The 22,319-nt window shown below is 68.6% G+C and carries 26 protein-coding genes, 1 tRNA gene and 1 riboswitch; of the genes, 22 read left to right on the top strand and 5 right to left on the bottom strand.

All coding sequences use genetic code 11. The features are described 5' to 3' along the window. The first annotated feature begins 56 nt into the window (after positions 1 to 56). The 4 genes from cmk (at position 57) to VG502_RS09690 (ending at position 3,038) form a co-directional block, all read left to right on the top strand. Positions 57 to 758 carry a (d)CMP kinase gene (gene cmk / locus VG502_RS09705; RefSeq protein ID WP_325549837.1) on the top strand — a complete coding sequence of 234 codons (702 nt, stop codon included), beginning with the start codon at positions 57 to 59 and terminating at the stop codon, positions 756 to 758. After that, the gene (locus tag VG502_RS09700) at positions 724 to 1,392 is read left to right on the top strand and encodes a lysophospholipid acyltransferase family protein (RefSeq protein ID WP_325549836.1); all 669 of its coding nucleotides are present in this window, start codon (positions 724 to 726) and stop codon (positions 1,390 to 1,392) included. Before cmk ends, VG502_RS09700 begins: the two co-directional genes overlap by 35 nt. A gap of 33 nt (positions 1,393 to 1,425) precedes the next feature. Then, positions 1,426 to 2,886: a ribosome biogenesis GTPase Der gene (gene der, locus VG502_RS09695; protein ID WP_325549835.1), complete on the top strand. Its 1,461-nt coding sequence runs from the start codon at positions 1,426 to 1,428 to the stop codon at positions 2,884 to 2,886. Between the two features lie 78 nt (positions 2,887 to 2,964). Next, positions 2,965 to 3,038: transfer RNA gene (locus VG502_RS09690), tRNA-Pro, on the top strand. Between the two features lie 184 nt (positions 3,039 to 3,222). On the opposite strand, the gene VG502_RS09685 is transcribed toward VG502_RS09690, so the two are convergent. Then, positions 3,223 to 3,780 (bottom strand): DUF2231 domain-containing protein, encoded by a 558-nt coding sequence (locus VG502_RS09685; protein ID WP_325549834.1) that lies wholly within the window; start codon positions 3,778 to 3,780, stop codon positions 3,223 to 3,225. Between the two features lie 171 nt (positions 3,781 to 3,951). On the opposite strand from VG502_RS09685, the gene VG502_RS09680 reads away from it, so the two are divergent. The 3 genes from VG502_RS09680 (at position 3,952) to VG502_RS09670 (ending at position 5,819) form a co-directional block, all read left to right on the top strand. Continuing rightward, positions 3,952 to 4,506, top strand: a complete 555-nt coding sequence (locus tag VG502_RS09680) for a dihydrofolate reductase family protein (protein WP_325549833.1) — start codon at positions 3,952 to 3,954, stop codon at positions 4,504 to 4,506. A gap of 72 nt (positions 4,507 to 4,578) precedes the next feature. After that, the gene (locus tag VG502_RS09675) at positions 4,579 to 4,932 is read left to right on the top strand and encodes a BlaI/MecI/CopY family transcriptional regulator (RefSeq protein ID WP_325549832.1); all 354 of its coding nucleotides are present in this window, start codon (positions 4,579 to 4,581) and stop codon (positions 4,930 to 4,932) included. Then, entirely contained in the window at positions 4,932 to 5,819 is an 888-nt protein-coding gene (locus VG502_RS09670; RefSeq protein ID WP_325549831.1) for a M56 family metallopeptidase, read from the top strand. Before VG502_RS09675 ends, VG502_RS09670 begins: the two co-directional genes overlap by 1 nt. Here VG502_RS09670 and VG502_RS09665 read toward each other — a convergent pair. Beyond that, positions 5,729 to 6,232, bottom strand: coding sequence for an HNH endonuclease (locus tag VG502_RS09665; RefSeq protein WP_325549830.1), 504 nt, complete (start codon positions 6,230 to 6,232; stop codon positions 5,729 to 5,731). The two genes, VG502_RS09670 and VG502_RS09665, sit on opposite strands and share 91 nt — an antisense overlap. Before the next feature lie 26 nt (positions 6,233 to 6,258). Here VG502_RS09665 and VG502_RS09660 point away from each other — a divergent pair, with 26 nt between their 5' ends. From VG502_RS09660 to VG502_RS09595, 14 genes are all read left to right on the top strand, one after another. Then, a complete protein-coding gene (locus VG502_RS09660; protein ID WP_325549829.1) occupies positions 6,259 to 7,260 on the top strand; it encodes a class II glutamine amidotransferase in 1,002 nt (333 codons plus the stop codon). Between the two features lie 12 nt (positions 7,261 to 7,272). Continuing rightward, the gene (fdhD, locus tag VG502_RS09655; protein ID WP_325549828.1) at positions 7,273 to 8,088 is read left to right on the top strand and encodes a formate dehydrogenase accessory sulfurtransferase FdhD; all 816 of its coding nucleotides are present in this window, start codon (positions 7,273 to 7,275) and stop codon (positions 8,086 to 8,088) included. A 74-nt stretch (positions 8,089 to 8,162) separates the two neighbouring features. Beyond that, a complete protein-coding gene (locus tag VG502_RS09650; protein WP_325549827.1) occupies positions 8,163 to 8,753 on the top strand; it encodes a cardiolipin synthase ClsA in 591 nt (196 codons plus the stop codon). Continuing rightward, the gene (locus VG502_RS09645; protein WP_325549826.1) at positions 8,750 to 9,688 is read left to right on the top strand and encodes a DUF881 domain-containing protein; all 939 of its coding nucleotides are present in this window, start codon (positions 8,750 to 8,752) and stop codon (positions 9,686 to 9,688) included. The genes VG502_RS09650 and VG502_RS09645 overlap by 4 nt, the downstream gene beginning before the upstream one ends. After that, positions 9,685 to 10,017: a small basic family protein gene (locus VG502_RS09640; RefSeq protein ID WP_171157714.1), complete on the top strand. Its 333-nt coding sequence runs from the start codon at positions 9,685 to 9,687 to the stop codon at positions 10,015 to 10,017. Before VG502_RS09645 ends, VG502_RS09640 begins: the two co-directional genes overlap by 4 nt. Then, complete coding sequence (locus VG502_RS09635; RefSeq protein ID WP_325549825.1) at positions 10,010 to 10,753, top strand: DUF881 domain-containing protein; 744 nt, start codon at positions 10,010 to 10,012, stop codon at positions 10,751 to 10,753. Before VG502_RS09640 ends, VG502_RS09635 begins: the two co-directional genes overlap by 8 nt. A gap of 67 nt (positions 10,754 to 10,820) precedes the next feature. Beyond that, positions 10,821 to 11,210, top strand: coding sequence for a glycine cleavage system protein GcvH (gene gcvH / locus VG502_RS09630; protein WP_325549824.1), 390 nt, complete (start codon positions 10,821 to 10,823; stop codon positions 11,208 to 11,210). Positions 11,211 to 11,273: 63 nt separating this feature from the next. Further along, the gene (locus VG502_RS09625; RefSeq protein WP_325549823.1) at positions 11,274 to 11,759 is read left to right on the top strand and encodes an FHA domain-containing protein; all 486 of its coding nucleotides are present in this window, start codon (positions 11,274 to 11,276) and stop codon (positions 11,757 to 11,759) included. A gap of 86 nt (positions 11,760 to 11,845) precedes the next feature. Further along, positions 11,846 to 12,520 (top strand): transcriptional regulator FtsR, encoded by a 675-nt coding sequence (gene ftsR, locus VG502_RS09620; RefSeq protein ID WP_325549822.1) that lies wholly within the window; start codon positions 11,846 to 11,848, stop codon positions 12,518 to 12,520. Positions 12,521 to 12,530: 10 nt separating this feature from the next. Next, positions 12,531 to 13,019 (top strand): bifunctional nuclease family protein, encoded by a 489-nt coding sequence (locus VG502_RS09615; RefSeq protein ID WP_325549821.1) that lies wholly within the window; start codon positions 12,531 to 12,533, stop codon positions 13,017 to 13,019. Positions 13,020 to 13,280: 261 nt separating this feature from the next. Then, entirely contained in the window at positions 13,281 to 13,820 is a 540-nt protein-coding gene (locus VG502_RS09610; protein ID WP_325549870.1) for a MerR family transcriptional regulator, read from the top strand. A gap of 72 nt (positions 13,821 to 13,892) precedes the next feature. Further along, positions 13,893 to 13,986, top strand: a riboswitch (glycine riboswitch). An 82-nt stretch (positions 13,987 to 14,068) separates the two neighbouring features. After that, on the top strand, positions 14,069 to 16,936 hold the full coding sequence (gcvP, locus tag VG502_RS09605; RefSeq protein WP_325549820.1) for an aminomethyl-transferring glycine dehydrogenase: 2,868 nt from the start codon (positions 14,069 to 14,071) through the stop codon (positions 16,934 to 16,936). A gap of 156 nt (positions 16,937 to 17,092) precedes the next feature. After that, complete coding sequence (locus VG502_RS09600; RefSeq protein WP_325549819.1) at positions 17,093 to 18,295, top strand: sensor histidine kinase; 1,203 nt, start codon at positions 17,093 to 17,095, stop codon at positions 18,293 to 18,295. Continuing rightward, positions 18,285 to 18,962, top strand: coding sequence for a response regulator transcription factor (locus tag VG502_RS09595; protein WP_325549818.1), 678 nt, complete (start codon positions 18,285 to 18,287; stop codon positions 18,960 to 18,962). The genes VG502_RS09600 and VG502_RS09595 overlap by 11 nt, the downstream gene beginning before the upstream one ends. A 118-nt stretch (positions 18,963 to 19,080) precedes the next feature. On the opposite strand, the gene VG502_RS09590 is transcribed toward VG502_RS09595, so the two are convergent. Next, positions 19,081 to 19,620: a hypothetical protein gene (locus VG502_RS09590; RefSeq protein ID WP_325549817.1), complete on the bottom strand. Its 540-nt coding sequence runs from the start codon at positions 19,618 to 19,620 to the stop codon at positions 19,081 to 19,083. Positions 19,621 to 19,703: 83 nt separating this feature from the next. On the opposite strand from VG502_RS09590, the gene VG502_RS09585 reads away from it, so the two are divergent. Then, positions 19,704 to 20,399 carry a SagB/ThcOx family dehydrogenase gene (locus VG502_RS09585; protein WP_325549816.1) on the top strand — a complete coding sequence of 232 codons (696 nt, stop codon included), beginning with the start codon at positions 19,704 to 19,706 and terminating at the stop codon, positions 20,397 to 20,399. 23 nt (positions 20,400 to 20,422) lie between these two features. On the opposite strand, the gene VG502_RS09580 is transcribed toward VG502_RS09585, so the two are convergent. Both VG502_RS09580 and VG502_RS09575 read right to left on the bottom strand, forming a co-directional pair. Then, a complete protein-coding gene (locus VG502_RS09580) occupies positions 20,423 to 21,022 on the bottom strand; it encodes a histidine phosphatase family protein (protein WP_325549815.1) in 600 nt (199 codons plus the stop codon). Beyond that, positions 21,019 to 22,263, bottom strand: coding sequence for a pyridoxal phosphate-dependent aminotransferase (locus VG502_RS09575; RefSeq protein ID WP_325549869.1), 1,245 nt, complete (start codon positions 22,261 to 22,263; stop codon positions 21,019 to 21,021). Before VG502_RS09575 ends, VG502_RS09580 begins: the two co-directional genes overlap by 4 nt. Positions 22,264 to 22,319: the final 56 nt, after the last annotated feature.

Genomic DNA, 22,319 nt, shown 5'->3' with positions numbered 1-22,319 from the left:
GAACGACCAAAGGGCTCAGCTCGAGTGGCGGGACCCGACGAAGGAGGGGCCCGGGCATGAGTAAGGCGTTGGTCGTTGCGATCGACGGGCCGTCGGGGACCGGCAAGTCGAGTGTGTCGAAGGCCGTCGCAGTGCGGCTCGGGGTGAGCTACCTCGATACCGGTGCGATGTACCGCGCGCTGGCGTGGTCGTGCGTCGATGCGCAGATCGACCTCGGTGACGCGAGCGCGGTCGCCGAGCACTGCCGGACGTTCGACCTGCGGATGGGCATGGACCCGAAGTCGCCGACCGTGGGTGTCGGTGATCGACTCATCGACGCGGAGATCCGGCAGGACGCAGTGACGTCGGTGGTGTCGCAGGTGGCGACGAACCTCGACGTCCGCGCGAATCTCAAGCAACGGCAACGTGATCTGATCGCCCAAGGATCCGCAGCGACGGGCGGCTGCGTCGCGGAGGGCCGTGACATCACGACGGTCGTGGCACCGGACGCGCCGGTGCGGATCCTGATGACGGCGAGCGAAGAGGCGCGGATGGCCCGTCGCTCCAAGCAGCTGAAGGTGGCCGCCGAGTCGACCAGGTCGCAGATCGTCGACCGGGACCGCGCCGACTCCACGGTGTCGCAGTTCACGACCGCTGCCGATGGCGTCGTCACGATCGACACCTCTCACATCGACTTCCGCCAGTCGGTCGCCGCCGTGCTCCAGGTGGTGAAGGAGGTTCTCGATGGTGATCCAGAGCTATCGGCCTCGGCTGGCTGAGGCCTGCCGCCGCTTCGGGGTCGGCCTCGCGCACATCCTGTATGACGTGCAGACCCTGCACGCGGACCGGATGCCCACGAAGGGCCCGGTCATCGTCGTGTCGAACCACGTCGGATTCCTCGACGGGCCACTGGTCTTCATCCTCACGCCTCGGCCGTTGCGCTTCCTGGTGAAGCGGACCTACTTCGCCTCACTGTGGGGTTTCTTCCTGCGGATCACCGGACAGATCCCGATCGACCAGCACAGCGCAGACCGCGAGGCGCTGGCTGCCGCCAGGCAGACGTTGACCGCCGGTGGTGGCATCGGCATCTTCCCCGAAGGCACGCGCGGGTCGGGGGCCGTGGAGACCGCCCAGCAGGGCGCCGCGTTCCTGGCGCAGGCAACCGGCGCGCGGGTCGTCCCCGTGGCGGTGCTCGGCACGAAGGGGTCGGGCGGCCGTGACTCGTGGCCGAAGCTGCGTGGGTCGCTGCGGGTGGTGATCGGGGAGCCGTTCGCGTTGCCGAAGCACCGCGGCGTTCCCGGCCGTGAACGCCTGCGGCTGTCCACCGAGGAGCTGCGCAGCCGACTGGCATCGCACGTCGACGAGGCGACCCGCGAGACGGGACTCACGTTGCCGGTGAGCACTCCCGAATAACGGTTTACGGCCGTCGTCAGGGATGATGGTGCAATGTCTGATTCCACTCCCGCCGAGAGCTCCGACGAGTCCGTCGAGCAGGCGCTGCGCGTCGGCCTCAACGACTTCGAGCTCAGCGACGAGGACCGTGCGCTGCTCGACAGCGACGGCACCCTCGATGACGAAGCGGCAGAAGGTGGTGGCCGCCCGGTGGTCGCGATCATCGGCCGGCCCAACGTCGGCAAGTCAACGCTGGTCAACCGCGTGCTCGGCCGGCGTGAGGCAGTGGTGGAGGACGTCCCCGGAGTGACCCGCGACCGGGTGGCGTATGACGCCGAGTGGTCCGGGCAGGACTTCACCCTCGTCGACACCGGCGGCTGGGAGGTCGACGCCAGCGGCATACACCTGCGGGTGGCGGAGCAGGCCGAGGTCGCGATCGACCTGGCCGATGCGGTGCTGTTCGTGGTGGACGCCAAGGTCGGCGCCACCGACACCGACGAAGCCGTCGTGAAGTTGCTGCGGCGCTCCAAGAAGCCGGTCGTGTTGATCGCCAACAAGGTCGACGACCAGAAGACCGAACTCGAGGCCGCGACGCTCTGGTCGCTCGGCCTCGGACAACCGTGGCCGATCTCGGCGCTGCACGGCCGCGGCACCGGCGATGCGCTGGACGCGCTGCTCGAGGTGCTGCCCGAGAAGTCGGCCGTTTCGGCATACGAACGTGGCGGCCCGCGTCGCGTCGCGCTGGTCGGTCGGCCGAACGTCGGCAAGTCGTCGTTGCTCAACAAGCTCGCCGGCGAGGACCGTGTCGTCGTCGACAATGTCGCGGGTACGACGCGCGACCCGGTCGACGAAATGATCGAACTCGGCGGCAAGACATGGCGATTCGTCGACACCGCCGGCATCCGCCGCCGCGTGCACCTGACCCGTGGCGCCGACTTCTACGCGTCGCTGCGCACCCAGGCGGCCATCGAGAAGGCCGAGGTCGCGGTCGTCCTGATCGATGCCGAGGACAACATCGCCGAGCAGGACGTGCGCGTCGTGCAGCAGGTGGTCGACGCCGGTCGCGCGCTCGTGCTCGCCTTCAACAAGTGGGACCTGCTGGACGAGGAGCGCCGGCACTACCTGGAGCGCGAGATCGAGCGTGATCTGGCCCAGGTGGCGTGGGCGCCCAGGGCGAACATCTCGGCTGTGACCGGACGACACGTCGACCGGCTGGTGCCCGGCCTGGAGGTCGCGCTCGACTCGTGGGACCAGCGTGTGCCCACCGGTCGGCTGAACTCCTTCCTCGGCGAAGTGGTCGCCGGCCACCCGCACCCGGTGCGGGGCGGCAAGCAGCCCCGAATCCTTTTCGCCACACAGGCATCCACGCGGCCCCCGCGGTTCGTCGTCTTCGCGTCGGGGTTCATCGAGGCCGGTTATCGCCGCTTCCTGGAGCGCCGGATCCGCGAGGAGTTCGGCTTCGAGGGCACGCCGATCGAGTTGTCGGTCCGCGTTCGCGAGAAGCGCCGCCGGTAGGCCTTCTGGCTCCGACGAAGCCGATTGGGTCGCACGGCTATTCGTGCGATATCGTTTCGGTCGCCCCGCAAGGGGCATCGGGATGTGGCGCAGCTTGGTAGCGCACCTGACTGGGGGTCAGGGGGTCGCAGGTTCAAATCCTGTCATCCCGACATAACGAAACCGCCGACTCGTCGGCGGTTTTCGTATGTCGGGGGACAGGATGCCGGGAGCGCGTGGCCGCTCCGACGAAGGAGGAGCGGCACGCGCGGCTCCTGTCATCCCACCCCGGGTTGGTGTCGGCGCGGCTCCTGTCAACCCCACCCGCTTCGTGTTGGTCCCAACCTGACGTCGGACTCACTCCTCGCCGAACGCGGCATGCCGGCTGCCGACCTTGCGTCCTTGTGCCAAGTGGCCACCCAGGTAACCGCCGACGGTTGACAGGGCGGCACCGGCGACAGCGAGTCGGACACCCGTGCCGTGTCGTCCGCGACGGCGCGCGACCCATGACGCTGCGTAGATCCCGATCGCGGCGCCGTTGGTGACGGCGTGCACGAGGCCGACCCGCTTGGCACGCGGCTCGGCGAGCGACCACTCCGCCCAGCCGGACCACGCGGTCGGGCCGGCGGCGAGCAGGCCCGCGCCGACGAGTCGCTGGGCAGCGGCCGACGACTCGTCACCGCCCGTGAGGTCGAGCAGGCTTGCAGATGTCCATGTGCCGAGCGCGATGTCGGTGAGGACCGGATGCAGGCTGTGCCCGAGCCAATCGCCGCGCAGGACGGAGCCCCTCGCGCCCGTGCCGAAGATGTTGCGAACCTTGGGCTCCAGCGTGCGTACGGGTGCGTCAAGGGCCCGGGACTCCTCGAGTTGCAGGACCCAGCGCACCACCCGTGGGGTTCTGTCGATCTCGTTCATGGGCTACTCCTCCCAGCGTCGGACGCCGCGGTCCCGGCGCCGATGTCAAGCGTTGCCCTGTCGGCGGTCCCGGTCAATGCACGCATGCCGGTCCGTGTCGTATCGGGGCATGTGCGTTCGTGGAAGGAGTATGGGTCGCTCGTGGGAGCGGCTGCACGAGGAGGCAACATCATGCGGGACGTCATCCTCTACATGTCGATGTCACTGGACGGATTCGTCGGAAGCGACCGTGAGCACCCGGGGATGTCGATCCCCGAAGGGCCCGAGTTGTCGCAGTGGAAACTGGACCGCGTCGGCCGCGCCGGCGCCCACCTGATGGGCCGCGTCACCTATCAGGAGATGTCCTCGTACTGGCCGACTTCCGAGGACCCGTATGCGGCGCCGATGAACGACATACCCAAGGTCGTGTTCTCCAGGACTCTCACTGACGACGAGGCCAACTGGCCCGAGACCCGTGTCGCGCGAGGCGATCTGGCGGCCGAGATCGCCGCCATCAAGACCGAGCCCGGCGAGGACGTGATCGTGTGGGGTGGCAGCGGCCTGGCCGGTGCCCTCGCCGCGGCGGACCTGATCGACGAGTACCGCCTGCTGGTGCAGCCGCTGGTCCTCGGCCGTGGCCAGTCCCTCTTCGGCAGGCTGCCGGAGTCACGGCATCTACGGCTCGTCGAGTCCACCCCGTTCCCCAGCGGCGTCGTGGTCCAGATCTATCGTCCCGCGAGCAGTTGAGAGCCGGGAGTGCGGCGATTCTACGATCTGTAGAATCCCCGACAAGGCAATTCCACGAGAACGGACTTCGAGGTGACGCGACGCAGCCACGGCGGGCTGGAGGACGAAGTGCTCCGCCTGCTCCGGTCGTATGGCGAGCCGGTGACCAGCCGACAGCTCTGGGAGGCGTTCGAGACCGATCGGCCCGCCCGGACAACGCTGCTGACTGTGCTGAGCAGGCTCGAGGCCAAGGGACTGATCCAGCGCACACCCGCTGCCGGGGGCGCGCTCTTCAGCGTCATACGCACCGACGCGCACACCGCTGCACGGTCGATGACCGAGGCACTGGACCACGTGGGCGACCGGCGCGCCGCGCTGACGCATTTCGCGGGCGAGCTCGACAGCAGCGACCTCGACGTCCTGCGCCGGGTATTGGGGCAGTCCTAGTGGTCCTCGCGCTCGTGCCGGGCCTGCTCGCGGTCACCATCGTCGTACTCGCCCCCTTCGCCCTGCGCAACGAACGCTGGGCGGTGCGCAGGCCGGACCGTGCGATCAGCTGCTGGAACGGCCTGATCGCTACGGGCACAACGCTTTTCGCGACCAGCGCGTTGTGCGCCCTCCTGGTCACCGTGCGCGACGGCACCCGCCCGCCGGACCCGGCCGCGTGGCTGGAGCAGACCGCGCTGGCGCTGGCCGCGTGGATCGGCCTCGCCGCGATCGGGGGAGTGCTGGCCCTCGTGTGGGAGCGTTCCGAACCGCTCGCCGACGCGGACCGCACCGCGCGGCGACGACTCAACGCGGTCGCGCGCACCGCGACATACGATCGGGAGTTCGTCGGCGGCGTCGAGGTCCTGTATGTCGACAGCCCGGCTCCGCTCGCCCTCGCCGAGCAGTTCGGCGGGCGCCGGATCCTGGTGACCCGCGGCCTGCGGGACGCGCTCGCACCGGTCGAGTTGCGCGCCGTGCTGCAGCACGAACGCTGCCACCTGGTGCGGCGGCATCATCTGGTGCTGCGCATCGCGGCCGTCAACGTCGCGTGCTTCCCATCGCTGCGCGGCGCCCGCGCCTTCGAGAAGTCCGTGCACCTGCTGATCGAGATGTCCGCGGACGATCATGCCGCCCGGATGTGCGGTGTCGACGCGACAGCCGCTGCCCTCGACACGCTCGCCGAACTGCACGGTGCGCCGACCGCAGCACTGCGGGCCGAACGATTGCGGCGGGGCTTCAGCGCAGCAGCCGGCAGCTACCAGGCCAGGTCCTCACGGGTCGGCACGAACGGCTCCCAGAGCAGCGTCATACCCGCTTCGTCCGGGGTCCGATCGGCCTTGCGCTGATTGCACGGCTCACACGCGGCGACCGCGTTGTCCCACGTGGTCGATCCGCCGCGTGACTTCGGCACGACGTGGTCCATGGTCGCGGCGACCGGCTGCCCGCAATAGGCACATTGGCCGTGGTCCCGCTTGAGGACACCCGCCTGGCTGTAGGTCGGGACACCGCGGGAGAACTGCTCCCAGGTGATCTTCACGCTCGCCTCGGTGAGCTTGAGTCCGCCCCGCCGGGCGTAGGCCCACGTCATCTTCACGTAGCGCACCAGCCGCAGCACGGTCGGCATCGGGAAGGGTCCGAAGGTCTCCTCCGGGTGCGACTCCTCGACCGTGGCGACACCGCGCCACAGCATGTTCATGGCGTGCTTGACCGACACAGTGTGCAGGGGCTCATAGCCCGCGTTGAGCACCAGGACCGACATGGTGGACCTCCTTCCTCTACCCAGGAATGGTCACCGTCGCCACGCGCGATTGCACGCCATTATCGGCGAACTTCCACAAAAATTCGCACAAGCGCAGCCCGAAGAGCGCATTCTCGGCCGCCCCGGCGGTCGGCGATGACGGCTCCGAGCGCATCATGGAGGGAGCAATCGTGCCGCCTTCATCGCGGCTGGACGGAGGTCATATGTGTCGCTTGCTCGGTTGGTCATCGGATCGCCCAGTGACGGTCGCGGAGCTGCTCGGCGACCTCGCCCTGGAGCGCCTGCAGGAGCTGGCCACGGTCCACGCGCACGGCTACGGAATGGCCTGGTATGCCGAGGGCGACGCCGAGTTGCACGCTCATCGCTCGGCACTGGCGGCGGGCGAGGACGGCGACTTCAAGCGCTTCGTCCACGAGACGCCGACCCGGCGCGGGTTGCTGCACCTGCGACTCGCGACGCCCGGTCTCGGGCTCGACGTCGTCGACACCCATCCGTTCGTGGCCGGCGAGATGGCCTTCGCGCACAACGGCGCGATCTTCCCCCACGACCGGGTCGATCTGCTGCTCCCGCCGGGCGCGCCGCAGCCCGCGGGCACCACGGACAGCGAGCGCTACTTCGCCCGCCTGCGCAGCAACATCGGGCGCAAGCAGGGCGGTGCCGCCGTCGCCCGCGCGGCGGGCCGCGTCCTGTCCCGCATGCGCTGGCACGGTATGTCGGCCAGCAGTCTCAACGCACTGCTGCTCACCCGGCACGAGCTGCACCTGATCAGCCTGCACGACCCCGAGGCCGAACCCGCTGACGTGCAGGTGTGGCCGGCGGACTACACGACCCACCCGCCATACCTCGATCTGAGCCTGTTGCAGCGCGACGGCCTGAGCGTCGTGGCCTCGAGCGGGATCCTGCGCGAGGAGACCGGCGTGACCCGCGTCGACGCCGCATCGGTGGTCAGCCTGAACGATCACGGGGGAGTGGCACGCGTCAGCCAGATCCCGGAGCGCATCGTCTCCCCGCTGCGACGCAGCGCCTGACAAGCGATACTCATGGGCCGAATCACCAGCAGGCACAAGGTCGTTCGCATTGACCTCGATCACGGGGTCAGCACGCGGGTTGAAGTGGCAGCCGTCGAGGAGCCGCTGGAGATCCGGGTCGACGACGAGGTCCTGACCGTCACGATGCGGACCCCCGGCAACGACATCGAGCTGGCCCACGGGTTGCTGCAGGCCGAGGGCATCATCGGCGCCCGGGACGACGTGCTGATCGCCCGCTACTGCGCCGACACCGAGCTGATGAACGTCCTGCAACTGCAGTTGCGCGAGGCGGCCGGCGTCCCCGCGACCGCGCAGCGGAGTCTGATCTCGCACGGCGGTTGCGGCCTGTGCGGCAAGACCAGCATCGACGCCATCACCGCTTCCCCCGCGTATGACGCAACCGCCGCCACCTCCACCCTGCGGGTGCCGGCCGAACGCATCGCACAGTTGCCGGACCTGCTGCGCGAGGGCCAGACCGTCTTCGACAGGACCGGCGGCGTGCACGCGGCCGGTCTCTTCGGCGCCGACGGCGACGCGCTCGTCATACGGGAGGACATCGGCCGGCACAACGCGGTCGACAAGGTGACCGGCTGGGCACTGTTGCAGGAGCAGCCGACGGGAGACCTGGTGGCGATGGTCTCGTCACGCGCGTCCTTCGAGATCGTGCAGAAGGTCGCGATGGCCGGCATACCGGTGCTCGCGTGTGTTTCGGCACCGTCCAGCCTCGCCATCGAGGCGGCCGAGCGGCTCGGTGTCACGCTCGTCGCCTACACGCGCGAGCGCCGGATGACGGTCTGCAGCCACCCCGAGCGCATCGCCCTGCCATAACGATCGGGCCGCGGGCCGAATCAGTACAGGGAGGGCGCGCACCCGGCGGCCGCGCACCACTTAGCCTTGGTGCCGTGACTGAGACGGTGCCGCTGAGCCGGCAGATCTGGACGGTGCCCAACCTCCTGTCCATCGGGCGTCTCGTCGGCGTGCCGGTCTTCCTGTGGCTGATGGCCGAGGACCACCGCCTGTGGGCGTTCTGGGTGCTCGTCGTCTCCGGCGTCACCGACTACCTCGACGGGAAGATCGCCCGGAAGTTCAACCTGGTCACCCGGCTCGGTCAGCTGCTGGACCCGGCCGCGGACCGGCTCTACATCCTGTCCACGATCTTCGCGCTGGCCTGGAAACACATCATCCCGTGGTGGCTGGTCGCGGTCCTGCTGTTGCGCGAGGTGATGGTGTTCGCGCTGGGCCCGACCCTGCGCAAACACCGCCTGGCGATCCCTCCGGTCCACTTCATCGGCAAGTCGGCGACGTTCTGCCTCATCTACGGTTTCCCGCTCGTGCTGCTCGGCAGCCTCGACAACGGCTGGGGCGATGTCGCGCGACCGATCGGCTGGTCGTTCGTGTGGTGGGGCACGGTCCTCTACTGGCTGGCCGGGCTGATGTATGTCGGCCAGGTTCGCGGCATGGTTCACCGGGCCAAGGCCGCGGTCGCGCAATGACCGAGCGGTCGGGGGGACCGTCCGGGAAGCACCCTCGGCCGGCCGTCGCCGGGCCGACCGACCCCGCGCAGTCGATGTCCCTCATCAACAATCTGATGCGGGCACCGCTCGACCCCGGTTACGCGGCAGCGGCCACGAAGCGCACGGCAGAGGGCAAGCCGGCCTCGGTCGGTCTGCGCTCGCCCCTGCTCGTGGTCACCCTGCTGGTCATCGGGCTGAGCCTGGCTGTTGCCGCTCACGCGCTGCGCCTGCCGCAGGCCGCCTCGGAGAAGCGGCGCTCGGAACTGATCAGCACCATCAACGACCGACAGGCCACCATCGATCGGGACAGTCGCACGATCAACAGGACGCAGGCGCAGGTCAACAAACTGCAGGCCAAGGCACTGAACCGACAGCACGACACCACCCTGTCGGATCGGCTCAAGGCGCTGGAACTGACCAGTGGCACCGCCGCGGCACACGGTCCGGGCCTGGTCCTGTCGCTGAACGACGCAGCCGATTCCGGCACCGACGCGCAGGGGAACCCCCGGACCGACACCTCCGACTCCGAACGGCTCACGTCCACCGACCTGCAGGTCATCGTCAACGGACTCTGGGCGGCCGGCGCCGAAGCGATCTCGATCAACGGTCAGCGGCTCACCAGCCAGACGGCCATCCGCTTCGCGGGGGAAGCCATCCTGGTGAATTTCCGTGCCCTGCAACCGCCGTATGCCGTCACGGTCATCGGTGGGCCGGACGTCTCCGCCCGTTTCAAGGCCAACTCCGGCGGGGCCTACCTGCGCGAACTCGCGGGTACCTACGGCATCCGGGAGAAGCTGACGAGCAGGTCCTCCGTGACGGTGCCGGCCGCGGCCACCGCAGCACTCAGCCACGCACACGCCATGTCCTCATCCCCAGCGACGTCCTCGTCGCGCACCCCCGAAGGAGGGTCATGATTCCGGCCATCGGCCTGGTCGTCGGTCTCGTCGTAGGCATCGTCCTGCACCCCGACGTGCCACTGTCGCTGCAGCCCTATCTGCCGATCGCGGTGATCGCTGCGCTCGATGCCGTCTTCGGGGCGGTCCGTGCGGTGCTCGACGGGATCTTCGACGACAAGGTGTTCGTCGTGTCGTTCCTGTCCAACGTCGTGGTGGCGGCGCTCATCGTCTACCTCGGCGACCAGTTGGGCGTCGGGTCGCAACTGTCCACCGGTGTGGTCGTCGTCCTCGGCGTCCGCATCTTCAGCAACGTCGCCGCCATCCGTCGGCACCTCTTCCATGCCTGATATCCCAGAGAACGAAACGGTCCGCACCGGGTGGGCGCGCCTGTGGCGTGCTGCCCGGCCACGGTTGACTCGCGCGAACGGCTTCATCACGGTCCTGGCCGCGCTGCTCGGCTTCGCGATGGTCGCCCAGGTCCAGGAGACGCGGTCGTCCGGGCTGGAGAACCTGCGCCAGGGCGACCTGGTCGCGTTGCTCGACGGCGTCAACCAGCAGTCGCTGAAGCTGAGCAAGGAAGCCGACCGGCTGACCCGGACCAAGACCCAACTCGAGAGCTCCGGAGGTGACGAGGCGGCGCTGCAGGCGGCGACCGACCGGCTGCGCACCCTCGGGATCCTCGCCGGCACACTGCCGGCGACCGGGCCCGGCATACGCATCACGATCAAGGATCCGAAGAACGTCGTGAGGCCGAGCGACGTGCTCAACGCGGTGGAGGAGTTGCGCGACGCCGGCGCGGAGGCGATCCAACTGAACTCGGTCCGCATCGTCGCCGACAGCTACTTCACCGACGCCGGTGCGAGCGGTATGGCGGCCGACGGCAAGCGGGTCGAACCGCCATACGTCATCACCGCGATCGGCGATCCGCACACCATGTCGACGGCGATGGCCATTCCGGGTGGCGTCGTCGATGCCCTGAAACAACTGGGCGCCACCCCGTCGGTGACGTCCGCGAAGCGGGTTGACGTGACTGCGTTGCGGCCCACGAGTAAGCCTCGTTACGCTCAACCCAGCAGTTCGTGATGCGCGACAGCGGGACGCCGGAAGCCAATCTCGCTGTGCTTGTTCAGAATCAACGTCAAGGAGACTCATGAGCGACCTGGAATACCCCGCTGACCTGCGTTACACCCCCGACCACGAGTGGGTGAAGGACCAGGGCGACGGGGTGGTGCGTATCGGCATCTCGGCCTTCGCGCAGGACGCGCTGGGTGATGTCGTCTACGTGAGCCTGCCGACCGTCGGTGACACGGTCGCTGCGGGGGACGCCTGTGGCGAGGTCGAGTCGACCAAGTCCGTGAGTGACCTGTACTCGCCGCTCGCCGGTGACGTCACCGCGATCAACGAGCAGTTGGACGCGACGCCCGAGCTGGTCAACAACGACCCCTACGGCGAGGGGTGGATGTACGAGCTGAAGCTTTCCGACGCGGCGGCGATCGACAGCCTGCAGGACGTGGAAGCGTACAAAGCGTCGCTCGGCTGACGAGCCGCAGCGTACGATCGATGTTTCCGACATTCTGCTGGCTCCGACCCCGAGGTTGATTCGATGACGAACGACGACAGCGACTTCGTGCCAGGCGAAGCCGCGGCCGAGCCCGCCGCAGAAGCGGCGGGCGATGCGACTGCGCGGTTCTCCGCAACGCCGGCGGGGGAGTCCGCACCGGAGCGGCCGAGTGGCACCGAGGTGCGGTTGTCGTCCTCGGACCAGGCGACGATCGATGCGCTGCGCCCGGGGACCGCACTGCTGTTGGCACTGCGCGGACCCAACTCCGGCGCACGGTTCCTGCTGGACGACGCCGAGGTGAGCGTCGGGCGCCATCCGAGCAGCGACATCTTCCTCGATGACGTGACCGTGTCGCGTCGGCACGCGGTGTTCCGGCGTACCGACACCGGTTATGCGGTGACGGACATCGGCTCACTCAACGGCACCTATGTCAATGGCGAGCTGGTCGACTCCCACGACCTGACCACTCGCGACGAGGTCATGGTCGGGAAGTTCCGTCTGGTCTACTACGGCGCACCGACGTCGTGACCGGGCGGGCATCTGGCCCGAGGGCGCACTCCGCGACTTCGGACCGGCCGCCGGAAACCGATGACGCGGCCTCCAGTCACGTCGGCTTGTCGATCGGCACGGTGCTGACCCGGCTGCAGGAGGAATTCCCCGACCTCACCCTGTCCAAGGTGCGGTTCCTGGACGCGCAGGGACTCGTGTCTCCCGAGCGCACCCCCTCCGGTTATCGCCGGTATGCCGAGCGCGACGTCGAGCGGTTGCGATTGGTATTGCGTTGCCAGCGCGACAAATACTGGCCGCTGAAGGTCATCCGCGAAGCGTTGGACGCCTACGACCGCGGGCTCCGGCCGAGTGAGCAGAGCGAGGGCCCACAGCCGCCGGCGGCAGGCACGGACCCGGCACTGACCGCCGTGGACGGATCACCGGCCGGCGAGGACTCCGGAGTCAAGCTCACCCGTGCGGAGCTACAGCGGGCGACCGGCCTCGACACCCGGGCACTGACCGATCTCGAATCCTTCGGGCTCATCCGCGCTGCCGACGGCGACCTCTACACCGGGCTCGACCTGCAGGTCGCGCACGCTGCGGCGACTCTGCTGTCCTACGGCATCGAGGCCCGTCATCTCCGGCCCTTCCGGCTGGCCGCGGAGCGCGAAGTCGCCCTCGTGCGAGGCCTTGCCGGCATGTCGCACGACGTCGACAGCCGGGACGATGTCGAGGAGCTCGTCCGGCGGTGCCTGGAGCTGCATCTTGCACTGGTGCGGGCGGACCTCGCACGGGAGTAGCGTGGGATCTGTGAAACAGGTCGATGTGATGGGTGTGCGGGTCGAGATGCCGACCAACAAGCCGATCCTGTTGCTGCGGGAGCGCGACGGTGAGCGGTATGTGCCGATCTGGATCGGTGCGCCGGAAGCGACGGCGATCGCTTACGCCCAGCAGGGAGTCACCCCGCCGCGGCCGCTCACGCACGACCTGTTGCTCAACGTCCTGACCGGCCTCGGGCACGAGTTGTCCAGCGTGATCATCACCCGCATGGAAGAGGGCATCTTCTACGCCGAGCTGGTCATCGACGGTGACCAGCGGATCAGCTCCCGGTCCTCGGACGCCGTGGCGGTTGCGTTGCGCGCCCAGGTGCCGGTCTTCGTCGAGGAGGAAGTGCTGGCCGAGGTCGGCGTCGATGTCCCCGTCGAGGAAGAGGACGAAGTCGAGCGATTCCGCGAGTTTCTCGACAACGTGTCCGCCGAGGACTTCGAAGTTGGCGACGAGGGTTCGGAAGGCTCATGAGCCGAAGTGTGAACCTTCACTCAAAGGTTAGGGACGGATCGGTCGTCGCGACACGCGCGACGGTCGTTGATTCCGATGGGTCCTGGCCATACGTTTGCGGAGCACCCGGCGGGAGTTCGAGCTCGGTGCTCCGGTCCGTCGAAGCAGTCGATTCAGAACATCCCTCGAGACGGACACCGCGTCTCAGTGCAGTCAGTGGAGGATCTCGTGGTCAGCAAGGGTGAAGCACAGCGCAGCGCGAAGTCGAACGCGCCCGCGCCGATGCAGGAAGCGCTGTTCACGCAGGAGCTGCCGGAGGAGATGACCGATCAGGTCGGCTACCGCGGACCTGCCGTATGCCGGGCCGCCGGAGTGACCTACCGGCAGCTGGACTACTGGGCTCGGACCGGCCTGCTCGAGCCGTCGGTGCGCAACCCCACGGGTTCGGGCCACCAGCGTCTCTACAGCTTCCGGGACATCCTGGTCATCAAGGTCATCAAGCGACTGCTGGACACCGGTGTCTCGTTGCAGCAGATCCGCGTCGCAGTCACCGTGCTGCGCGAGCACGGCGTCGAGGAGCTGGCCGGCATCACCCTGATGTCCGACGGTGCGAGCGTCTACGAGTGCACGTCCGACGACCAGGTCATCGACCTGCTGCGTGGCGGCCAGGGCGTCTTCGGCATCGCGCTCGGTTCCGTATGGCGTGAGGTCGAGGGCTCGCTGTCCGAGCTGCCCGGCGAGCGTCCCGAGGACGAGGCACCCGCGGCGCATCCCGGTGACGAGTTGCGCGAGCGTCGCGCCCGCCGTACCGCCGCCGGCTGAGTCTCAGCCGACCCGAACGCTTCCAGCACCCGCAGGCCGATCGGCCTGCGGGTGTTAGATTAGGGGCGCTTACGACACCGGGCGGGAGAGTTCCGCCACCCGTGGGTCGGACGCCGAAGGGGCAACTTCCTCAGAACCTCTCAGGCGCCAGGACCGCCCGGCAGAGGCAGCTCTGAAGGCACCGATGGTGACGACAGTTGGGGACATGTCATCGCATCATGCACGATCCCGACTGAAGGTGCCGCCCCATGAGTGCTGTTGAGCTGCCCGACTTCCCGTCCCGCCACATCGGTCCGACCGACGACGACGTCTCGTCGATGCTCGGACTGCTCGGCTACTCCACGATGGAGGATCTCCTCGCCACGGCGGTGCCTGCCGGCATCCGCGCAGCCGAGGCTCTCGCGGTGGAGGCTGCGCCCTCCGAACCGGCCGTGATCGAGGAACTGCGGGCCAAGGCCGACCGCAACCAGGTGCTGACCTCGATGATCGGGCTGGGTTACTACGGCACGCACACCCCGGCCGTGGTGCGTCGCAACATCCTGGAGAACCCGGCCTGGTACACCGCCTACACGCCATACCAGCCGGAGATCTCGCAGGGCCGGCTCGAGGCGCTGCTCAACTTCCAGACCGTCATCTCCGACCTCACCGGCCTGCCGACCGCCGGTTCGTCGTTGCTGGACGAAGCGACCGCGGTCGCCGAGGCGATGACGCTGATGCGGCGCGGCTCGAAGGCGGCCAAGGACGCGGTCCTGCTGCTCGACGCACAGCTGATGCCGCAGTCCATCGCCGTCGTGCAGACCCGCGCGAGCGCACTCGACATCGAGGTCGTGGTGGCCGACCTGCGCTCGGTGACCGACGAGGCCGGGCTGCGTGCGACCGCGGGGGAGCGCGACGTCTTCGGCGTCGTGGTCCAGTACCCCGGCGCCGACGGTGTCATCGTCGACTGGCGGGCACTGATCGCCGCCGCGCACGAGACCAAGGCCCTGGTCACCGTGGCCGCCGACCTGCTCGCACTGACCCTGCTGACCTCGCCCGCCGAGCTGGGCGCTGACGTCGCGGTCGGCACCAGCCAGCGGTTCGGCGTGCCGATGGGCTTCGGCGGCCCGCACGCCGGTTACATGAGCGTCCGCAAGGGACTCGAGCGGACCATGCCCGGTCGTCTCGTCGGCGTCAGCAAGGACACCGACGGCGCCCCGGCATACCGACTGGCACTGCAGACCCGCGAGCAGCACATCCGCCGCGAGAAGGCCACCTCGAACATCTGCACCGCCCAGGTCCTGCTCGCGGTGATGGCATCGATGTATGCCGTCTACCACGGCCCGGACGGCCTGCGTCGCATCGCGCGCGAGGTGCACGGCAAGGCCGTCGGTCTGGCCGAGGCGCTGCTCGCCGGCGGCGTCGAGCTGACCAGTGACAGCTACTTCGACACGGTGACCGCGGTGGTGCCCGGTCGCGCCGACTCGGTCGTCGAGGCCGCGCTTCAGCGCGGCATCAACGTCTGGCGGGTCGACAGTGACCACGTCTCGGTGAGCGTCGACGAGACGACCACGGACGAGCAGTTGACAGCCGCGGCTGCCGCATTCGGCGTCAACGCACCGGTGCCCTCCGACGGTGGGCTGATCTGGGACGAGAGCCTGATCCGCACCGACGAGATCCTCACCCACCCAGTCTTCAGCGCACACCACAGCGAGACGGCGATGCTGCGTTACCTGCGGACGCTCGCCGACCGCGACTACGCCCTCGACCGCGGCATGATCCCGCTGGGCTCCTGCACGATGAAGCTCAACGCGACCACCGAGATGGAGTCGATCACCTGGCCGGAGTTCGCGAACCTGCACCCGTTCGCCCCGGCGGAGCAGACGGTGGGCATCCGTGAGCTGATCACCGATCTCGAGCGGTGGCTGTGTGAGATCACCGGCTACGACTCGGTGTCGCTGCAGCCCAACGCCGGCTCGCAGGGCGAGCTCGCCGGGCTGCTGGCGATCCGCGGCTACCACCAGGCGCGCGGCGAGGCCGAACGCAACGTCTGCCTCATCCCCGCCTCCGCACACGGCACCAACGCCGCCTCCGCCGTCATGGCCGGCATGAAGGTCGTCGTCGTCAAGACCGCACCCACCGGTGAGGTCGACATGGACGACCTGAAGGACAAGCTCAAGGAGCACGGCGAGGACCTGGCCGCGATCATGGTCACCTACCCCTCGACGCACGGGGTCTTCGAGGACACCATCTCCGAGCTGTGCTCGCTGGTGCACGAGGCCGGCGGTCAGGTGTATGTCGACGGCGCCAACCTCAACGCGCTCATCGGGCTCGCCCGGCCGGGCCAGTTCGGCGGCGACGTGTCCCACCTGAACCTGCACAAGACCTTCTGCATCCCGCACGGCGGCGGCGGTCCCGGTGTCGGGCCGATCGGTGTGCGCGAGCACCTCGCGCCATACCTGCCGTCGCACCCGTTCGCCGAGGAGCTGACGGGGGAGACCGGTCCGGTGTCGGCGGCGCCATACGGCTCGGCGTCGATCCTGCCGATCTCCTGGGCCTACGTCCGGCTGATGGGCGGAGCGGGCCTCGCGAAGGCGACGCAGGCGGCCATCCTGTCCGCGAATTACGTTGCCAAGCGGCTCGGTTCGCACTTCCCGGTGCTGTATGCCGGTGACGGTGGCCTCGTCGCCCACGAGTGCATCCTGGACCTGCGCGGCCTGACGAAGGACTCCGGCGTGACCGTCGACGACGTCGCCAAGCGGCTCATCGATTACGGCTTCCACGCTCCGACGATGTCTTTCCCGGTCGCCGGCACGCTGATGGTCGAGCCGACCGAGAGCGAGTCGCTGGAGGAGCTGGACCGCTTCTGCGACGCGATGATCGCGATCCGCGCCGAGATCCAGCAGGTGATCGATGGTGTTGTCTCCGCTGATGATTCGGCGCTGCGGCACGCACCGCACACCGCCGAGTCGCTGACGACCGACGAGTGGGAGCACCCCTACTCACGGCGTGAGGCCGTCTACCCCTCGGGGGTCGACCCGCTGCGGAAGTACTGGGCGCCGGTGCGCCGGATCGACGGTGCGTATGGCGACCGTCACCTGGTCTGCTCGTGCCCGCCGCCGGAGGCGTTCGAGGACTGAGCCGACTCCTGCGGATCGAGTAGGAGGACTGAGCCAACCCCTGCGGATCGAGTAGGGCGAGGGACGAGCCCGTATCGAGATCGCTCCCCACCCGGAATCAGCCGACGCATCGGCCAGGTTCGACCGCTCGTTTCGCCGGGGTGCCAGAATCATCGGGTGCTGAACCGGCTGCGACAAGAGCTCGAGCCGTCGGACGACGGCCGGATCACCGGGGCGTGGCTCGACCTGTTCGACGAGCGGGCACAGCCGTTCGTCACGACGGCGCTGATCGTGCCGAGCTTCTTGACGCTGCATCCGCTCGGTGGGCGGGCCTGGCTCAGCTACACGCTGATGGCAGCGAGCGCGATCCTGGCCTACGCGCGCCTGCTGCCGTCGGCGAAAGTCCCTGTGCTGCCGCGCTTCGCGATCAGCGTCGCCTTCTGCGTATGTGCCGGGCTGGTGTTCGGGGCGGCCGGTTGGGCGGTGTCGATGGCGTTCCTGGCGTGTGGTCATGCGGGGGTGATCTGGCCGCCGAAGGTCGCGGTCGGACTCACCTGCCTGACGGTCGCGTTGGCTCTGGCCAGCAACGGTCTCGCCGCGGAGAACCCGTGGGTCTGGTTCGCCGTGCTTGCCGTCGGCCTGTCGGTGTTCCCCGGGCTCGCAACGCAGAACCGGCGCCGTACCCTGCGGCTGAGCGCGCTGCTCGTCGAACAGACGACGCTGACGGCGGAGTCCGATGCGCTCGCGAGCGCACTCGCCGAACGCACCCGCATCGCCAGGGAGATCCACGATGTGCTCGCGCACTCGCTGTCGGGCGTCAGTCTGCAGCTCGACCTGGCGGATGCCCAGCTCGAGGCCGGACGACCGGACGAGGGCAGGGCAACGGTCCGGACGGCGCGGGGTCTGGTGGTCGAAGGGCTCGATGAGGCGCGTCACGCGGTCCGGGCGCTGCGGGAGGGCACCATCGATCTGGGGGTCACGTTGCGGCGGATGGTCCAGCCGGGGGAGGAGTTGGACTTCGGTGCGAACGTTGGCGATCCGGGCTCGGCCGCCGGCCAGGAGATCGTGCGGATCGTGCAGGAGGCGTTGACGAACGCACGCCGGCACGCGCACGGGGCCGCCGTGCGGGTGACGGTTCGCCGCGTCGACTCCGACATCGTCGTCGACGTCGTGAACGCGAGAGGTCGGGAGGCCGCCGCCGGTGCCGGTAGCGGGATGGGCCTGGTCGGCATACGCGAGCGGGTGGAATTGCTCGGCGGTAGTTGCTCGATCGGACCCGTGACGGACGGGGAGTATGCCGGCGGCTGGCGCGTGCTCGCCCGGGTGCCGGCCGCAAGAAGCGACGCGCAGGATTCGGGGGAGAATACGGATGCCGAATGAAGCCAAGGCGATTCGTGTGGTCGTGGCGGACGATCAGACGGTCGTGCGGGAAGCCGTCGCCGCGATGTTGGGCCTCTACGACGACATCGACGTGGTCGGAACGGCCGCCGACGGCACGCAGGCGGTCTCGACGGCCATCGCGGAGCGCGCCGAGGTCGTGCTGATGGATCTGAACATGCCGGGCATGGACGGTGCCGACGCGACGAGCGAGCTCAGCGATCGCGCGCCGGACGTCAACGTCCTGATCCTGACGACGTATGGCGACGATGCGTCCATCATGCGCGCGCTCGACGCCGGAGCACGCGGCTACCTGACCAAGGATGCCGGGCGCGCGGACATCGCGGCGGCGATCCGGACGGTCGCCGGCGGGCAGGCGGTGCTCGACCCGAAGGTGCAGCGGCAGCTGGTCCGGGCTGCGATGCAGCAGGCACAGCCGACGGGCCGCACCGTCGCAGCGCCGCCGGCGGGACTCACCCCGCGCGAGCGCGAGGTGCTGACCCTCATTGCGTCCGGGATGAGCAACCGCGACATCGCCGGACATCTCTTCGTCAGCGAGGGAACGGTCAAGACGCACATCAACAACCTCTTCGCCAAGGCCGGCGTCCGCGACCGGGCAGCTGCCGTCACCTTCGCGTTCCAGCACGGCCTCGGCCCGACGCCCGAGTGAGTCGCCCCGCCCGCCGAGATCGAGAGGCAGACAAACCGATTGAGCGGCGTAGCAAATCGGGGCGATTTGCTACGCCGCTCAATGCGGAGGTACGCCGCTCGATCGGGGCCCGGCGGGGTCAGGCGGAGACCAGCTGCCGGGCGGCCGGCTCGGCCTCGGGGAGTTGCCCGGCGCGGACCGCGTTGGCCGCGACGCGCGAGACGACCATCGCCAGCGCCCAGATCACGAAGAACGGTGCGATCGACGCCTCGTGCAGTTGGTGGTTCGCCATGAACGTCCCCAGGTGCTCCCGGAAGGTGCTGTTGTGGTCGGCCTCCCAGACGAAGGCCAGGCGCGCCGCCACGACGACCAGCCAGGTGGCCGCGAAGCCGACTCCGCACACGGTCATGACCTTGCCGGTGCGCGGGTCGCGTTCGATGCCGGTGAACACGGTGGCGACGGCCCCGCACACGAGGCCCAGCCCGAGTCCTGCGGCATACAGCCAGAGTTCGGAGCGGTCGGTCGGCATACCGCGCAGGTAGAAGTAGCCGACGCCACCGATCATCCCCAGCGGTCGAAGGACGGAGTGGGTGGTGAAATCCCGCCGGCCGTATTGGGTGAGCAGGACGAGGATGGCGATACCGCCGCTGATCAGGAGTGCTTGCTGGAAGTCGGACATGAGCTGTGCCTTTCCGGGGCTCGGGAGTGTCGCTCGGTGATGACTTCAAGCATCCGGAGTTCGTGGCTGATGCGGATCGACCCGTGGGCAGATCTGCGGGTGGAGACCGGGTGGAGATCGCCTCCACCCCGATGCGCCAGACTCTTGGTATGGCGACACCCGGCACCGGCTCCATCTCACTGCCAGCGGTCGACGACGGCACGCTGCACGCGCTGCTGCGGTCGCGTCGATCGACGAAGAATTTCGCGAATCGGGCTGTCTCCCTGCCGGAGTTGGCATCGCTACTTACTGCGGCAGCGGGCGAGACCGGTTCCGGTCACCGCGCCATACCCTCCGCCCGAGCGTCATACCCGGTTTCCGTGACGGTGATCGCCGGTCGAGTGGATGGTCTCGACGCGGGTGCGTATCGCTATGACCCCGGGACGCAGCACCTGGTTGGCGTCGTACCCGGTGATCATCGGCCGTCACTCGCCGGCGTGACCCTCGACGCCGACTGGATGGCGGACTGTCCGCTGCTGCTTCTGCTGTCGGCGGATCTGCGGGGTGCCCGGAGCCGTTTCACGGACCAACCGCCAGAGCACGGTGAACGCTTCGTCTGGCTCGAAGCGGGCTGTATGGCGCAGAACGTCTACCTGTGGGCGGGCGAGCATCGCCTCGGCGCCGTGCTGATCGCCGGGCTGGACGACGCACGAGCATGCGAGGCGACCGCTGGATTGCTCCCGCATGGCCACGACCTGCTCGGCATCCTGCCGGTCGGCCACCCGGTCAGCACGAGCTGACGTCCGCCGGGGTCAATCCGGACTCAGTCGGGGTCGGACCAGCCGGTCAGCCGCCAGCCGTCCCCACGCAGCTCGGTCTCGGCGAACGCGCAGTTGGCGAATTGCTTTGGCTTCACACCTGATTCGAAGGTCATCAGATTGCGTATGGCGACGGTGAGTACGCCGCCGTGCGCGACGACCAGCACCGTTTCGCCGGGGTGCGCGTCGGCGATGTCCTGAAGCACTGCCTGCGCGCGTGCGACGACCTCGTCGCCGGATTCGCCGCCATCGATACGCGCGGTGAGATCCCCGTCCAGCCATTGGGCGAAGGTCGGAGCGAACGGATCGATGTCGCGCTCGATCTGCAGGAAACTACCGACGCTGAACTCCTGCAGTCCGATTCGGGTGGTGACATCGACGTCGAGGCGAGCGGCGGCGATCTCCGCGGTCTGCACCGCACGCGCCATCGTGCTGCTGTAGACGTGTGCGACGCGCCGCCCGTGCAGCCGGTCGGCCAGTGCCCGTGCTTGCTCGCGGCCCACCCGCGTCAGCGACCCACCGGCATCGGACCAGGTTGTCGCCTCGTATGCCGCCTCACCGTGCCTGGCGAGCAGCACCGTCGCGGGACAGTGCAGCATCGTCATACGACTGAAGAGGTGGTGGAGGCGCCGGCGCGAACCTCCTTGAGATAGTTGGCGATTCGGCCGATGGCTTCAGTGAGGACTTCGACGTCGGGCAGGGTGACCAGGCGGAAGTGGTCCGGCTCGAACCAGTTGAACCCGGTGCCATGGGTGACCAGGATCTTCTCGGCGCGCAGCAACTCGATGACGAACTGCTGGTCGTCCTTGATCGGGTAGACGTCGGGGTCGAGCCGCGGGAAGCAGTAGAGCGCACCGCGGGGCTTGACGCAGCTGACACCGGGAATCTCGTTGAGCAGCCGCCAGGCCGTCATCGACTGCTCGTAGAAGCGACCGCCGGGGCCGATCAGCTCATTGATCGACTGGTAGCCGCCGATCGCCGTCTGGATCGCGTGCTGGCCGGGCACGTTGGCGCACATCCGCATGTTCGCCAACAGGGTCAGTCCCTCGAGGAAGTCGGCGGCGAGATGCCTCGGGCCGGAGATCATCAGCCAGCCGGCCCGATAACCGCAGGACCGGTAGGCCTTCGAGAGGCCGCTGAAGGTCAGGCAGAGCACGTCGTCGCCGGCGAAGGTGGCCGCGTGGTGATGCACCGCGTCCTCGAAGAGGATCTTCTCGTAGATCTCGTCGACCATCAGGACCAGGTCGTGCCGGCGTGCGATGTCGACGAGGCCGCGCACGGTGTCCTCGGAGTAGACCGCGCCGGTCGGATTGTTGGGGTTGATCACGACCAGCGCGTGCGTGTTGGCGGTGATCTTGGCCTCGATGTCGGCGAGGTCGGGATTCCAGTCGTTCTCCTCGTCGCACCGGTAGTGCACGGGGGTGCCGCCGGCCAGCGACACCGCGCCGGTCCACAGCGGATAGTCCGGTGCCGGAATGAGGATCTCGTTGCCGTCGTCGACGAACGCCTGCAGCACCATGCTGATCAGCTCGGAGACACCGTTGCCGATGAAGACGTCCTCGACGGTGGTGTCGGTCAGACCGTGCGACTGGTAGTAGTGCGCGACCGCCGTGCGGGCGGAGTAGATGCCGCGGCTGTCGCTGTAGCCCTGCGACTGCGGCAGGTTGTGGATCATGTCGCGCAGCACGGCATCGGGTGCCTCGAAACCGAAGGGCGCCGTGTTGCCGATGTTGAGCTTCAGGATCCGGTGGCCCTGGGCCTCCAGTCGCTCCGCTTCGACGAGGATCGGTCCGCGCACGTCATACCGGACGTCCTGAAGTTTCTTGGATTGCTTGATCGGCCGCACCCGGCCAGTTTCCCACGTCACGCCGGCTCTCCGCCGGACTGTCCGCGGCGTGGCCG

It is taken from the genome of Flexivirga sp., from assembly GCF_035551235.1.
In the GTDB taxonomy this organism is placed as follows: Bacteria; Actinomycetota; Actinomycetes; order Actinomycetales; family Dermatophilaceae; genus Flexivirga.
The sequence above is the reverse complement of the archived record's forward strand: the minus strand, read 5'-3'. Positions and strand labels throughout refer to the sequence as shown.

Excerpts from the sequence above, each read along its gene's own strand:
- VG502_RS09640 (WP_171157714.1), top strand. The coding sequence starts at position 9,685 with ATGATTCCGGCCATCGGCCTGGTCGTCGGTCTCGTCGTAGGCATCGTC.
- VG502_RS09610 (WP_325549870.1), top strand. The coding sequence starts at position 13,281 with ATGCAGGAAGCGCTGTTCACGCAGGAGCTGCCGGAGGAGATGACCGAT.
- VG502_RS09665 (WP_325549830.1), bottom strand. The coding sequence starts at position 6,232 with ATGTCGGTCCTGGTGCTCAACGCGGGCTATGAGCCCCTGCACACTGTG.
- VG502_RS09625 (WP_325549823.1), top strand. The coding sequence starts at position 11,274 with ATGACGAACGACGACAGCGACTTCGTGCCAGGCGAAGCCGCGGCCGAG.
- VG502_RS09660 (WP_325549829.1), top strand. The coding sequence starts at position 6,259 with ATGGTCACCGTCGCCACGCGCGATTGCACGCCATTATCGGCGAACTTC.
- VG502_RS09590 (WP_325549817.1), bottom strand. The coding sequence starts at position 19,620 with ATGTCCGACTTCCAGCAAGCACTCCTGATCAGCGGCGGTATCGCCATC.
- der (WP_325549835.1), top strand. The coding sequence starts at position 1,426 with ATGTCTGATTCCACTCCCGCCGAGAGCTCCGACGAGTCCGTCGAGCAG.
- VG502_RS09580 (WP_325549815.1), bottom strand. The coding sequence starts at position 21,022 with ATGACGATGCTGCACTGTCCCGCGACGGTGCTGCTCGCCAGGCACGGT.
- VG502_RS09680 (WP_325549833.1), top strand. The coding sequence starts at position 3,952 with ATGCGGGACGTCATCCTCTACATGTCGATGTCACTGGACGGATTCGTC.
- VG502_RS09685 (WP_325549834.1), bottom strand. The coding sequence starts at position 3,780 with ATGAACGAGATCGACAGAACCCCACGGGTGGTGCGCTGGGTCCTGCAA.
- gcvP (WP_325549820.1), top strand. The coding sequence starts at position 14,069 with ATGAGTGCTGTTGAGCTGCCCGACTTCCCGTCCCGCCACATCGGTCCG.
- cmk (WP_325549837.1), top strand. The coding sequence starts at position 57 with ATGAGTAAGGCGTTGGTCGTTGCGATCGACGGGCCGTCGGGGACCGGC.
- fdhD (WP_325549828.1), top strand. The coding sequence starts at position 7,273 with ATGGGCCGAATCACCAGCAGGCACAAGGTCGTTCGCATTGACCTCGAT.
- VG502_RS09700 (WP_325549836.1), top strand. The coding sequence starts at position 724 with ATGGTGATCCAGAGCTATCGGCCTCGGCTGGCTGAGGCCTGCCGCCGC.
- VG502_RS09635 (WP_325549825.1), top strand. The coding sequence starts at position 10,010 with ATGCCTGATATCCCAGAGAACGAAACGGTCCGCACCGGGTGGGCGCGC.
- gcvH (WP_325549824.1), top strand. The coding sequence starts at position 10,821 with ATGAGCGACCTGGAATACCCCGCTGACCTGCGTTACACCCCCGACCAC.
- VG502_RS09645 (WP_325549826.1), top strand. The coding sequence starts at position 8,750 with ATGACCGAGCGGTCGGGGGGACCGTCCGGGAAGCACCCTCGGCCGGCC.
- VG502_RS09595 (WP_325549818.1), top strand. The coding sequence starts at position 18,285 with ATGCCGAATGAAGCCAAGGCGATTCGTGTGGTCGTGGCGGACGATCAG.